The following is a 12,598-nucleotide window of genomic DNA, read 5'->3' as shown; positions in this document are numbered from 1 at the left end:
GCGTCGGTATCCGAAACCGGATACCGGCGGCGCGGGCCCGTCCGCCACCGGACGCGCCCTTTCGGCCAGGAGCCAGAGACCGACAGGAGCCGGTATGCCCACAGAACCGCTGTCCGCGGACGAGGTCGGGGCCGGGCTGCGTGAGCTGCCCGGATGGCAGCTGGACGGGGACCGGATCGTCCGTACCTACCAGCTGCCCTCCCACTTCGCGGCCGCCGCGTTCACCCTGCACATCGCGCGGATCCAGGACGACCTGGACCACCACTCCGACCTGACGCTCAGTTACCACACCGTACGGCTCGCCGTGCACACCCACGACGCGGGCGGCGCGGTCACCGCGAAGGACCTCACACTGGCCGGACGTGTCGAGGCGGTCGCACCCGGACACGGAGCGCGGTGACGGGGCGTCCCGCTCCGGGGCGGCGGCGGAACGGGACGCCGGGCCGGTCAGGACACCGGGCCGAACCTCGGGTGGGCGGCGAGCCAGGGCGCGTAGCTGTCGCTGCGGCGCACGGCCTCGGCGTACGCGGAACGGGTGTGCCCGCTCACCGCGCCCGCCGCTGCCTGGGCCGTGGGCGAGCGGGGATGGCGCCCCAGCAGGTGGCGCCAGGTCAGCGGCGAACCGGCCAGCGGACGGGTCACCAGACCGGGCGCCGGCGGGAACGTCGCCCGGCACAGGCCGATGGCACGCCCCACCTGCACCAGATGCACCACGGACGAGGTGTCCGTCTCGTACACCGACACCGGGGTGAAGCCGGCCCGCGCGCACGCGGTGGTGAAGCAGTCCGCGAAACAGCCGTCCCCGGGAACATCGGCCCAGCACTCACCCGACAGGTCGGACAGTTCCAGCTCGGGCAGCCCGGCCAGCCGGTGGTCCTCCGGGAGCATCACGAACACCGGGTCCACGCCGATCACCTGCCAGTGCAGCCGGTCCGCGAGGGGTGGGGGGCTCTCCCCGCAGGCCCCGATCAGCGCGAAGTCCAGCCGCCCGTCGACCAGCAGTGAGGCGATCTCCGACACCGACCACGAGGTGTAGGTGGTCACCGGGGCCGTCGGGTGCGCGGCGGCCAGCCGGTCGACGAGACCGCCGAGCAGCGGGCCGTGGGTCCCGCCGAGCCGGAAGCGCTCCACGGCCGCCGACGCGTTGGCGAACCGCACCGCCTCCTCCTGCAACTCGCTGACGGCGGGCAGCACCACCCGCGCCCGGTCCAGCACCAGTTCCCCGAGCGCGGTGGGACGCGCGCCGGTGTGGTCCCGGTCGAAGAGCGGCCCGCCGAGCGCCTTCTCGATCCTGCGCAGCTGGGCGCTGAGCGCGGGCTGTGCGAGCCCGAGGGCGGCGGCGGCTTTGGTGAGACTGCCGGTGTCGGCAATGGCCCTTACCGTGCGTAGATGACGCAACTCCAGCTCCATACCAGCACGTTATGGCCGACGGCACGCACCGGCAATACACAAGGCGTTCGTTCTGCCGCAAGGTCCGGACGGTCCTGCCGTCGCCGGTGCCGCGCCGGCCCGCGCCCCGCCCCCCGGGCTCCGGGGACGGGGGCCTGCCGCCGCCGGGTGACCGTACCGGAAAGGCGGCTTGCCGAACCGGCAAGATAATTCGCTCCCCGGGGGCGGGCCGTGGATGCTGGCGCGCATGAGCGAGCACACCGCGCACAGCGGACACGGGCAGGGCCACGGCCAGGGGAGCCACCCCGGCCACGGGCACGGCGGCGGTCACCAGGGGACCGGACACGGCGGTGCGCACGGGGGGCACCAGGGAGCCGGACACGGCGGTGCGCACGGGCACGCCCACGACACCGGGGACTTCGACTGGGACGTCATGGGGCCGCTGCTGGAGCAGGAGGCCGAGCTGAGCCGCCCGCAGTACGAGGGCGCCGCCCGCTGGATCGCGGCGCTGCCCACCGCGCCCGAGGTGCGCCGGATCCTCGACATCGGGAGCGGCCCCGGCGTCGTCAGCTGCCTGCTCGCCGAGGTCTTCCCGGACGCCGAGGTCGTCGCGGTCGACGGCACACCGGCCCTGCTGGAGCGCGCCCGGGCGCGCGCGGAGCGGCTGGGCCTCGCCGGACGGGTGCGGACCGTCCACGCGGAACTGCCGCAGGACATCGGGAGCCTGGACGAGGCGGACCTCGTCTGGGCGGGCAACACCCTCCACCACATCGGTGACCAGCGGGCCGCACTGGCCGCCCTCGCACAACGGCTCCGCCCCGGCGGGACCCTGGCCCTGGCCGAGGGCGGGCTGACCGCACGCCACCTGCCACGCGACACCGGACTGGGGCGCCCCGGACTGGAGACCCGGCTGGAGGCCGTGCGCGAGGGCTGGTTCGACGAGATGCGGGACGCCCTGCCCGGGGCGGTCCGGGAGACCGAGGACTGGTCCGGGCTCTTCCGGGCCGTCGGCCTGGAGGCGCAGGGCACCCGCAGCTTCCTGCTGGACCTGCCGGCGCCGCTGCCCGAGGCCGCCCTCGACCGGGTGGTGGCCGACTTCACCCGTAAGCGAGAGGTCTTCGCCGAACGGCTCGACGCACAGGACATCGCCGCCCTGGACCGGCTGACCGATCCGGCCGACCCGGCGGGCATCCGGAGGCGCGGGGACGTCTTCATGCTCTCCGTACGCACCGTGCACCTGGGCCGCCGCGCACCCGGCACCGGCCCCGAGGGGCGCTGAGGGGTCCCGGCCCCCGCGCGGTGCCCCCGCGCACTCCGCCCGCGCACCGGGCCCCGTCCTCGCGGCGGGGCCCGGTGCGGCCGGGTGTCAGGCGCCGAGATTGAACTCCGCCGGGTCCGGACCGAGGCGCCTGCCCTCGTCGAGCGCGGCGAACGCGGCCATGTCGTCGGCGTCCAGCTCGAAGCCGAACACATCGATGTTCTCGGCGATCCGCGAGGGCGTCACGGACTTCGGGATCACCACATGGCCGGTCTGGACGTGCCAGCGGAGCACCGCCTGGGCCGGCGACCGGCCGTGCTTGCGGGCCACGGCGAGCACCGTCGGGACCTCCAGCAGGCCCTTGCCCGAACCGAGCGGTGACCAGGCCTCCGTGACGATGCCGTGCTCGGCGTGGAAGGCCCGCGCCCCGGCCTGCTGGAACTGCGGGTGCAGCTCGATCTGGTTGACGGCCGGTACGACGGAGGTCTCGCCCAGCAGGCGTTCCAGGTGGCCGTCGCCGAAGTTCGACACCCCGATCGCCTTCGCGCGGCCGTCGGCGAGGATCCGCTCCAGGGCCTTGTACGTGTCCACGTAGGCGTCCTTGGCCGGAACGGGCCAGTGGATCAGATACAGGTCGACGTAGTCCGTGCCCAGCTTCTCCAGCGAGGCGTCGAACGCGCGGAGCGTCGAGTCGTAACCCTGGTCGGTGTTCCACACCTTGGTGGTGAGGAACAGCTCCTCGCGGGCCACTCCGGAGGCGGCGACGGCCTTGCCGGTGCCCGACTCGTTCCCGTAGATCGCGGCGGTGTCGATGCTCCGGTACCCGGCCTCGATGGCGGCGGCCACGGCCGTGGCGGCCTCGTCGTCCGGCACCTGCCAGACACCGAAACCGAGCTGCGGCATTTCGAGGCCGTTGTTCAGGGTGATGGAGGGGACCTGGCTCACGAGCGGTCGATCCTTACGTCGTCGGAATGGTTCTCCTGGGAGGAACGACCGGCGGGGCCCGGGCATTCCCGGTCCCGGGCGGCCGGCGTACCGGCGAAACGTTCGACTGATGCTCCGTCAGGCAAAGGGGCCCCGGTCAGTGGTACAGGGCGTCGATCTCGGCCGCGTACGCCGTCTCGATCGCCTTGCGCTTCAGCTTCAGCGACGGTGTCAGCAGACCGTGCTCCTCGGTGAACCGGTGCGCCAGGATCCGGAACGTCCGGATCGACTCCGCCTGCGAGACGGCGGTGTTCGCGGCCACCACCGCCCGGCGGACCTCCGTCTCCAGACCGGGATCGCGCACCAGCTGCGCGGGGGACAGCACGGGCCGGCCCTGCATGGCGAGCCAGTGCTCCACCGCCTCCTGGTCCACGGTGACCAGCGCGGCGATGTAGGGCCGGTCGTCGCCCACGACGATGCACTGGGCGACCAGCGGATGGGCGCGGACGCGTTCCTCCAGGCCGCCCGGAGCGACGCTCTTGCCGCCCGAGGTCACCAGGATCTCCTTCTTGCGGCCGGTGATGGTGAGATAGCCGTCCGCGTCGAGGGAGCCCAGGTCCCCCGTGGCCAGCCAGCCGTCGCGCAGGACCTCGTCGGTGGCCCGGGGGTCTCCCAGGTACCGCGAGAACACATGGGCGCCGTGCACCCACACCTCGCCGTCCCGCGCTATGTGCACCGTGGTGCCGGGGATCGGCCGGCCGACCGTGCCGTAGCGGGTGCGTTCGGGCGGATTGGCCGTCGCCGCGGCGGTGGTCTCCGTCAGGCCGTACCCCTCGAAGACCGCGATACCCGCCCCGGCGAAGAACAGGCCGAGGCGCCGCTCCATCCCGGAACCGCCCGACATGGCGTGCCGGACGCGTCCGCCCATCGCCTCCCGGATCTTCCGGTAGACGACCTTGTCGAAGAACTGGTGCTGCATCCGCAGGCCGGCGGACGGGCCGGGGCCCGTGCCGAAGGCCCGCTCCTCCATCGCCTCCGCGTACTTCACGGCGACCTCGACCGCCTTGTCGAAGGGCCCGGCCCGGCCCTCCGTCTCCGCCTTGCGCCGCGCGGCGTCGAAGACCTTCTCGAAGATGTACGGCACCGCCAGGAAGAAGGTCGGCCGGAAGGACACCAGATCCGGCATCAGCGCCCTCGCCGACAGTTCCGGCTGGTGGCCGAGTTTCACACGCCCGCGCAGCGCGGCCACCTCGACCATCCGGCCGAAGACATGGGCCAGCGGCAGGAAGAGCAGCGTCGCCGCCTCGTCGCCCGGCCTGGAGCGGAACACCGGGTGCCAGCGGCCCACCATGGTGTCCGCCTCGAACATGAAACCGGCGTGGGTGATCACGCAGCCCTTGGGCCGCCCGGTCGTGCCGGAGGTGTAGATCACCGTCGCGACGGAGTCGGGGGTCACCGCACGCCGGTGGCGGTGCACCACCTCGTCGTCGATCCGCGCCCCCGCCGCCACCAGTTCCGCGAGGGCACCCGCGTCCAGCTGCCACAGCCGCTTCAGACGCGGCAGCCGGTCGATCACCGAACCGACCGTCATCGCGTGGTCCTCGTGCTCGACCATGACGGCCGTGACCTCCGCGTCGTGCAGCATCCACAGGACCTGCTCGGCCGACGAGGTGGGGTACACGGGCACGGACTGGGCGCCGACCGTCCACAGCGCCAGGTCGAACAGCGTCCACTCGTAGCGGGTGCGCGACATCAGGGCGACCCGGTCACCGAAGCGGACGCCGTCCGCGATCAGCCCCTTGGCCAGGGCGAGCACCTCGTCGCGGAAGGTCCCCGCGGTGACGTCGTGCCATGCGCCGTCCGCGCCCTTGCGGCCGAGCGCGATCCGGTGCGGATCCTCCTCGGCGTAGTCGAAGACGGTATCGGCGAGACCGCCCGCTCGCGGGGCGGCGGCCAGGGGTGGGACAGTGAACTCGCGCAACGACCTGCTCCTTGTGGCATCCGCACGGCGCCGCGACGCTACCCCACGCGGCGACCCCCACGGGAGGCCCCGGACGGAGCGCGGAGTGCGGCATCGGCACTGGTCAGCCGCCGAAACCGGGCCAGATGGGCAAGGCTCGGGCGCACTTCTGACCGCAGAGTAAGCAGCTTGTCCGGGAATCTCCACCGAATCCGTACGCCGCGCCCACGGCCGCCCCCGCCCGTCGGCGCGGGCGGCGCCGTCGCACGGGGAGCGGGCCGCGCGGAGCGTGCAGGGCACCCCTTTCGCCCGGGGCCTCGGGACTTCGCCCGGGACCCCGGGGCGTGTGGTGAGGGCCCCGCCTTCCCGGCGGCGCCCCGCCCCCTCCCGCACGGCCCCCTCCCGCACGCCCTCAGTCCGGGTCCGCCGGGCCCTCCAGGGCGACGCGGTGCTCACCGGTGTACACGTTCATCGAGGTGCCCCGCAGGAAACCGACGAGGGTCAGTCCGCTCTCGACGGCGAGATCCACGGCGAGCGACGAGGGCGCCGAGACCGCCGCCAGCATCGGGATCCCGGCCATCACCGCCTTCTGGACCAGCTCGAACGAGGCGCGTCCCGAGACCAGCAGCACCGTCCGGGACAGCGGCAGCCCGCCCTCCGTCAGGGCCCGTCCCACCAGCTTGTCCACCGCGTTGTGGCGGCCCACGTCCTCCCGGATGTCGAGGAGTGCGCCCTCGGGCGAGAACAGCGCCGCCGCGTGCAGCCCTCCCGTCCGGTCGAAGACCCGCTGGGCCTCGCGCAGCCGGCCGGGGAGCGCCGCCAGCAGGGCGGGGGTCACCCGGACCGGGGGAGTGTCCGTGAGGGGATGGCGTGTGGTGGTGCGGACGGCGTCCAGGCTCGCCTTGCCGCACAGGCCGCAGGACGACGTGGTGTAGACGTTGCGTTCCAGGGTGATGTCGGGGACGGCGACCCCCGGCGCGAGCCGCACGTCCACCACGTTGTAGGTGTTCACGCCGTCGGCCGTCGCCCCGGCGCAGTACACGATCGACCGCACCTCCGCGCCCTCGCCGATCACGCCCTCGCTCACCAGGAAACCGGCGGCGAGCGCGAAGTCGTCACCGGGGGTGCGCATCGTGATGGCGAGCGGCTTGCCGTTCAGCCGGATCTCCAGGGGCTCCTCGGCGACGAGGGTGTCGGGGCGGGTGGTGACCGCCCCCTCCCGGATGCGGATGGTGCGGCGGCGCTCGGTGACCCGTCCCATAGCCGTGTGAACCCGTTTCTGTACGTGGCGGAGGCCGGAGAGGCCCTGGGAGCTCCGGACGAAAGGGGGAGCGGAGCTCTCGGTACAGAGGTTGCCATGTCCCGCCCGCACGCCCTACCGCGAGATGTGTTCCCTGCGGACGCGATTTTTTCAAGTCTTTGCCGGGACCTGTCCGGACGGATTCCGCAGGCTCTGTTCGAGACGCTCCAACCACCGGCCCGTATTTGTGTCGGGTCACGTGCCCTTGTACCGATCGGTAGCAACCAAGACTGGTGAATTCCTGCCTGACGTAGCGAGGGGACCCCAGTACATGACCGGCTCACGTGTCGTGGCGCTCGGCCACTACCAGCCCGCCAAGGTGCTCACCAACCACGACCTGGCGGCCATGGTCGACACCAGCGACGAGTGGATCACCGGCCGGGTCGGCATCCGTACCCGGCACCTGGGCGGTCCCGACGAGCCCGTGGACGAACTGGCCGCCCACGCGGCCGCGAAGGCGCTGGCCACGGCCGGACTCCAGCCGGCCGACATCGACCTGGTCCTCGTCGCCACCTCCACCGCGACCGACCGCTCACCGAGCATGTCCGCCAGGGTCGCGGCACGCCTGGGCATGGGATCGCCGGCCGTCATGGACATCAACGTGGTCTGCTCCGGGTTCACCCACGCGCTCGCCACCGCCGACCACGCGATCCGCGCGGGGGCGGCCACCCGCGCCCTCGTCGTCGGCGCCGACAAGATGGGTGACATCGTCGACTGGACCGACCGTTCGACCTGCGTCCTGATGGGGGACGGCGCGGGGGCCGCCGTCGTCGTCGCCGACCAGGAGACCGGCGGCAGGCCCGGCATCGGCCCGGTCCTGTGGGGCTCGGTCCCGGAGATGGGCAACGCCGTACGCATCGAGGGGACACCGCCCCGGTTCGCGCAGGAGGGGCAGTCCGTCTACCGCTGGGCGACCACACAGCTGCCGCCGATCGCCCGCACGGTCTGCGAGCGCGCCGGACTGGCCCCGGAGGACCTCGCCGCCGTCGTGCTGCACCAGGCCAACCTGCGGATCATCGAACCCGTGGCCAGGAAGATCGGCGCGGTCAACGCGGTCATCGCCCGGGACGTGGTGGACTCCGGCAACACCTCGGCCGCGTCGATCCCGATGGCCCTGTCCAAGCTGGTGGAACGCGGTGAGGTCGCCGCCGGCGCCCCCGCGCTGCTCTTCGGCTTCGGCGGGAACCTCTCCTACGCGGGCCAGGTCATCAGCTGCCCCTGAGCGCTCCGGACGAAAGGGGCTCCGGGCCCGCGGCGGCCGGAGCCCCGAGCGGCCGCTGTCCGGCCCCCACCGGGCAGTGGCCGCCGTCGGGCAGCGGCCCCCGTCGGGTGACGCCCGCCGTCGGGCAGCGGCCCCCACCGGGTGACGTCCCCCGCCCGGTGACAGCTTCAGGAGGCCCGGCGCACCCGATCTTTGTCCTGGGTGTGGAGAAAGTTGGGGTGGATTCCTGCCGTACTTCTTCCCACTCCGGTCGCCCGCTGCTACGTTCCCATCGAAAGCCCGACGGACTGGCCGAGGTGGCGGGGAGGGACGCGTGAGACGTATGACGGCACGACCCGCGAACACGCACCAGGCGCGACTGCTCCGGCTGTTGCGTGACGAGGGCCCCAACTCCCGTGCGCAGCTGGGCGACCGGATCGACCTGTCCCGATCGAAACTGGCCGTCGAGGTGGACCGGCTGCTGGAGACCGGGCTCGTCGTGGCGGACGGCCTCGCCGCGTCCCGTGGCGGGCGCCGGTCCCACAACATCCGGCTCGCCCCGCAACTGCGCTTCCTCGGCGTCGACATCGGCGCCACCTCGATCGACGTCGCCGTCACCAACGCCGAACTGGAGGTACTGGGCCACCTCAACCACCCCATGGACGTACGCGAGGGGCCCGTCGCCGTCTTCGAGCAGGTACTGGTGATGGCGGCCAAGCTGCGCGCCCTGGGCCTGGCCGAAGGATTCGACGGCGCGGGCATCGGCGTACCGGGACCGGTGCGCTTCCCCGAAGGAGTGCCGGTCGCCCCGCCGATCATGCCGGGCTGGGACGGTTTCCCCGTCCGCGAGGCCCTCAGCCAGGAACTGGGCTGCCCCGTCATGGTCGACAACGACGTGAACCTGATGGCGATGGGGGAGCAGCACGCGGGCGTCGCCCGCACCGTGGGCGACTTCCTGTGCGTCAAGATCGGTACGGGCATCGGCTGCGGCATCGTCGTCGGCGGCCAGGTCTACCGCGGTACGACGGGCAGCGCCGGGGACATCGGCCACATCCAGGTCGAGCCGGACGGACGTGCCTGCGCCTGCGGCAACCGGGGCTGCCTGGAAGCCCACTTCAGCGGCGCGGCCCTGGCCCGCGACGCCGAGGACGCGGCCCGCGCCGGACGGTCGGCGGAACTCGCGTCCCGGCTGGAGGCGGCCGGGACGCTCACCGCCGCCGATGTGGCCGCCGCCGCGGCGGCCGGCGACCCCACCGCACTCGACCTGATCCGCGAGGGCGGCAACCGTGTCGGCCAGGTCATCGCCGGACTCGTCAGCTTCTTCAACCCGGGCCTCGTCGTGATCGGCGGCGGGGTGACCGGGCTCGGCCACAACCTGCTGGCCAGCGTCCGTACCCAGGTCTACCGGCAGTCCCTGCCGCTGGCCACCGGCAACCTCCCCATCGTGCTCGGTGAGCTGGGCCCGGCCGCCGGGGTCACCGGCGCGGCACGCCTCATCAGCGACCACCTGTTCTCACCGGCCTGACGTCCGGGCCGGTGCGCCTGCCGGCGACCGCTCCACCGCCACCCCGTCGGTAACCACCCCTTTCCCGAAGCCCGCCCCCACCGGTCGCCCCCCACCGCCCCCCACCGCTCGCCCCCGGCCGCCACGGACCTCCCGCACCGCCCGTCCCGCCGGCACAGCAGTCCCGTACACCGCTCGTCCCGTCACCACCCGGATTCCGCACGCAGCCCGTTCCTGTCGCTGCCGGTGGGGCCGCACCCCGCACCCCGCGCCGCCGGCAGTACCGCCAGCAGTTCCTCAGCGGTTTCGCCGGTCCGCGGCGCCGCCGGGTACTGCGCCCTGCCCGCTCACCGGCCTTCCCCCGCTCCCGGCACCCCGGGAGCGGGAAGGACCCCGTCCGCCGAGGGGACCCGTCATGGCACCAGAACCACCCCTGCTCACGATGTCCGGCATCACCAAGTCCTTCCCCGGCGTGCGCGCCCTGGACGGCGTGGACCTCGAGGTCGAGGCCGGTGAGGTGCACTGCCTGCTCGGCCAGAACGGAGCCGGCAAGTCCACCCTCATCAAGGTGCTCGCAGGCGCCCACCAGCCCGACTCCGGGACCATCACCTGGCAGGGCGCACCCGTCCGGCTCTCCTCGCCGATCACCGCGATGCGCCTCGGCATCGCCACCATCTACCAGGAACTCGACCTGGTGGAGGGCATGTCGGTCGCGGAGAACGTGTTCCTCGGCCATGAGCCCGTCAGCGCCCGGTTCGTCGTCCGCACCCGCGACGCGAGGACCGGGGCCGCCGCGCTCCTGGAACGGCTGGGCCACCCGGAGATCGACCCGGCCCGCGAGGTCGGCGAACTCTCCGCCGCCCACCGGCAGATCGTCTCCATGGCCCGGGCGCTCTCCCACGACGTACGCCTCATCGTGATGGACGAACCCTCCGCCGCCCTCGACCCCGACGAGGTCGGCAACCTCTTCCGGATCGTCGACGGCCTCACCGCCGACGGGGTGGCCGTCGTCTACATCTCGCACCGGCTGGAGGAGATCCGGCGCATCGGCGACCGCGTCACCGTGCTCAAGGACGGCCGGGCCGTCGCCGGCGGCCTCCCCGCCGCGTCCACCCCCACCGGTGACGTCGTCGCCCTGATGACCGGCCGCACCGTCGAGTACGTCTTCCCGCGGAGACCCGCACCGGACGGCGGACCGGCCGCCGGCCCCGCCCTCACCGCCGCCGGCCCCGTCCTCACCGTCGAAGGGCTCTGCCGCGAGGGCGAGTTCGGACCGGTCGACCTGGAACTGCGCCCCGGGGAGATCGTCGGCCTGGCCGGGCTCGTCGGTTCCGGGCGCTCCGAGATCCTGGAGACGGTCTACGGGGCCCGCAGGCCCACCGCGGGCCGGGTCACCGTCGCGGGCACCCCCCTCAGAGCCGGCAGCGTCCGGGCCGCCGTCGCCGCGGGCATCGGCCTCGCCCCCGAGGAACGCAAGGCGCAGGCCCTCCTGCTGACCGAATCGGTCACCCGCAACGTCTCCCTCTCCACCCTCTCCCGCTTCGCCCGCGGCGGCTGGCTCGACCGCCGTGCCGAGCGCACGGCGGCCCGGACGGCCACCCGGGAACTCTCACTGCGCCCCGACCACCCCGACGCCGCCGTACGCACCCTGTCCGGCGGCAACCAGCAGAAGGCGGTGCTCGCCCGCTGGCTGCTCCGCGGCTGCCGGATCCTGCTGCTCGACGAACCCACCCGCGGTGTGGACGTCGGCGCGCGCGCCGAGCTCTACGCCGTCATCCGCCGGCTGGCCGACGAAGGCCTCGCCGTCCTGCTCGTCTCCAGCGAGGTGCCCGAGGTGCTGGGCCTGGCCGACCGGGTGCTGGTCCTCCGTGAGGGCCGCGTCGTGCACACCGCCCTCGCCCGCGAACTCGACGAGCACCGCGTACTCGACCTCGTCATGGAAGGGAGCCCGACCTCATGACCCAGCCAGCCCCTCCGGCGCCGCACCACGGGCCCGGGAAGCAGGACACCACCGGGCCCGCCGCGGCGCCCGCGAAGACGGCCGGTCCGGCACGCGCCTTCGGTCTGCGCGCCGACGTCCGCAACCTGTCGCTGCTCGGCGTCCTGGCCGTCCTGGTGGCCGTCGGCGGCATCACCGAACCGGAGGCGTTCCTCGACACCGGGAACCTCCAGCTGATCCTGACGCAGGCATCCGTCATCGGGGTCGTCACCGTCGGCATGACCTTCGTCATCATCAGCGGCGGTATCGACCTCTCCGTCGGCGCGATGGTCGCGCTCGCCTCCGTCTGGGCGACCACCCTGGCCACCCAGGAGTACGGCTTCGCGGGCATCGCCTTCACCGCCGTGGTCGTGGGGCTGGCCGCCGGACTCGTCAACGGGGTCCTCATCGCCTACGGCCGGCTGGTGCCGTTCATCGCGACGCTCGCCATGCTCGCCTCGGCCCGCGGACTGGCCCTCCAGATCACCGACGGCAAGACCCAGATCGTCACCGTCCGGCCGGTCCTGGACCTCGGACTGCCCGGCAGCTACGTCCTGGGCATCCCGCCCCTGGTCCTCATCTTCGCCGCGGTCACCGCGGCCGGCTGGCTGCTCCTGAACCGCACGACCTTCGGCCGCCGTACGGTCGCGGTCGGCGGCAACGCGGAAGCGGCCCGGCTCGCCGGGATCGACGTACGGCGGCAGCGGCTCTACCTGTACCTGCTCTCCGGACTGTGCTGCGGCATCGCCGCCTTCATGCTGGTCGTCCTGTCCGGATCGGGCCAGAACACCAACGGCAACCTGTACGAACTCGACGCCATCGCCGCAGCGATCATCGGCGGGACCCTGCTGAGCGGGGGGCGGGGCACCATCGTGGGCTCCGTCCTCGGGGTCCTCGTCTTCACCACGATCACCAACATCTTCGCGCTCAACAACCTGCAGAGCGACGTCCAGCAGATCGCCAAGGGGGCGATCATCGTCGCCGCCGTCCTGGTCCAGCGGCGCTCCCTGCGGGACGACGGGACCTGAGCGCGCGTCCCGGAGCTCCGCTCCCGCCCCGCCCACCGTTCCGTACGCCCCCGCCC

10 protein-coding genes are annotated in these 12,598 nt (G+C 73.2%); 6 read left to right on the top strand and 4 right to left on the bottom strand.

Annotation, left to right across the window (positions count from 1 at the left end):
* Positions 1–94 precede the first annotated feature (94 nt).
* Positions 95–400: a 4a-hydroxytetrahydrobiopterin dehydratase gene (locus CP967_RS03685; RefSeq protein ID WP_150486543.1), complete on the top strand. Its 306-nt coding sequence runs from the start codon at positions 95–97 to the stop codon at positions 398–400.
* A gap of 47 nt (positions 401–447) precedes the next feature.
* On the opposite strand, the gene CP967_RS03680 is transcribed toward CP967_RS03685, so the two are convergent.
* Entirely contained in the window at positions 448–1,410 is a 963-nt protein-coding gene (locus tag CP967_RS03680) for a LysR family transcriptional regulator (protein ID WP_150486542.1), read from the bottom strand.
* 226 nt (positions 1,411–1,636) lie between these two features.
* Between CP967_RS03680 and CP967_RS03675 the strand changes: the two genes are divergently transcribed.
* Positions 1,637–2,668, top strand: a complete 1,032-nt coding sequence (locus tag CP967_RS03675) for a class I SAM-dependent methyltransferase (RefSeq protein ID WP_150486541.1) — start codon at positions 1,637–1,639, stop codon at positions 2,666–2,668.
* A gap of 87 nt (positions 2,669–2,755) precedes the next feature.
* Here CP967_RS03675 and CP967_RS03670 read toward each other — a convergent pair whose 3' ends face one another.
* From CP967_RS03670 to fdhD, 3 genes are all read right to left on the bottom strand, one after another.
* Complete coding sequence (locus tag CP967_RS03670; protein ID WP_150486540.1) at positions 2,756–3,592, bottom strand: aldo/keto reductase; 837 nt, start codon at positions 3,590–3,592, stop codon at positions 2,756–2,758.
* Between the two features lie 136 nt (positions 3,593–3,728).
* On the bottom strand, positions 3,729–5,528 hold the full coding sequence (locus tag CP967_RS03665) for an AMP-dependent synthetase/ligase (RefSeq protein WP_150491680.1): 1,800 nt from the start codon (positions 5,526–5,528) through the stop codon (positions 3,729–3,731).
* Positions 5,529–5,943: 415 nt separating this feature from the next.
* On the bottom strand, positions 5,944–6,792 hold the full coding sequence (gene fdhD / locus CP967_RS03660) for a formate dehydrogenase accessory sulfurtransferase FdhD (RefSeq protein WP_150486539.1): 849 nt from the start codon (positions 6,790–6,792) through the stop codon (positions 5,944–5,946).
* Between the two features lie 310 nt (positions 6,793–7,102).
* On the opposite strand from fdhD, the gene CP967_RS03655 reads away from it, so the two are divergent.
* The 4 genes from CP967_RS03655 to CP967_RS03640 all read left to right on the top strand — a co-directional run bounded on the left by CP967_RS03655 (position 7,103) and on the right by CP967_RS03640 (position 12,542).
* Positions 7,103–8,053, top strand: coding sequence for a beta-ketoacyl-ACP synthase III (locus CP967_RS03655; protein ID WP_150486538.1), 951 nt, complete (start codon positions 7,103–7,105; stop codon positions 8,051–8,053).
* A gap of 322 nt (positions 8,054–8,375) precedes the next feature.
* Complete coding sequence (locus tag CP967_RS03650) at positions 8,376–9,557, top strand: ROK family transcriptional regulator (RefSeq protein ID WP_150486537.1); 1,182 nt, start codon at positions 8,376–8,378, stop codon at positions 9,555–9,557.
* 394 nt (positions 9,558–9,951) lie between these two features.
* Positions 9,952–11,496 (top strand): sugar ABC transporter ATP-binding protein, encoded by a 1,545-nt coding sequence (locus tag CP967_RS03645; RefSeq protein WP_150486536.1) that lies wholly within the window; start codon positions 9,952–9,954, stop codon positions 11,494–11,496.
* Entirely contained in the window at positions 11,493–12,542 is a 1,050-nt protein-coding gene (locus tag CP967_RS03640) for an ABC transporter permease (RefSeq protein WP_150486535.1), read from the top strand. Before CP967_RS03645 ends, CP967_RS03640 begins: the two co-directional genes overlap by 4 nt.
* Positions 12,543–12,598 lie beyond the last annotated feature (56 nt).

The sequence above is a fragment of the Streptomyces nitrosporeus genome (assembly GCF_008704555.1).
GTDB classification, from domain to species: Bacteria; Actinomycetota; Actinomycetes; order Streptomycetales; family Streptomycetaceae; genus Streptomyces; species Streptomyces nitrosporeus.
Note: the sequence above shows the minus strand (reverse complement) of the source record. Positions and strands in the feature narration are given on the sequence as shown.

Excerpts from the sequence above, each read along its gene's own strand:
- CP967_RS03640 (WP_150486535.1), top strand. The coding sequence starts at position 11,493 with ATGACCCAGCCAGCCCCTCCGGCGCCGCACCACGGGCCCGGGAAGCAG.
- CP967_RS03685 (WP_150486543.1), top strand. The coding sequence starts at position 95 with ATGCCCACAGAACCGCTGTCCGCGGACGAGGTCGGGGCCGGGCTGCGT.
- CP967_RS03645 (WP_150486536.1), top strand. The coding sequence starts at position 9,952 with ATGGCACCAGAACCACCCCTGCTCACGATGTCCGGCATCACCAAGTCC.
- CP967_RS03675 (WP_150486541.1), top strand. The coding sequence starts at position 1,637 with ATGAGCGAGCACACCGCGCACAGCGGACACGGGCAGGGCCACGGCCAG.
- CP967_RS03655 (WP_150486538.1), top strand. The coding sequence starts at position 7,103 with ATGACCGGCTCACGTGTCGTGGCGCTCGGCCACTACCAGCCCGCCAAG.
- CP967_RS03650 (WP_150486537.1), top strand. The coding sequence starts at position 8,376 with ATGACGGCACGACCCGCGAACACGCACCAGGCGCGACTGCTCCGGCTG.
- fdhD (WP_150486539.1), bottom strand. The coding sequence starts at position 6,792 with ATGGGACGGGTCACCGAGCGCCGCCGCACCATCCGCATCCGGGAGGGG.
- CP967_RS03680 (WP_150486542.1), bottom strand. The coding sequence starts at position 1,410 with ATGGAGCTGGAGTTGCGTCATCTACGCACGGTAAGGGCCATTGCCGAC.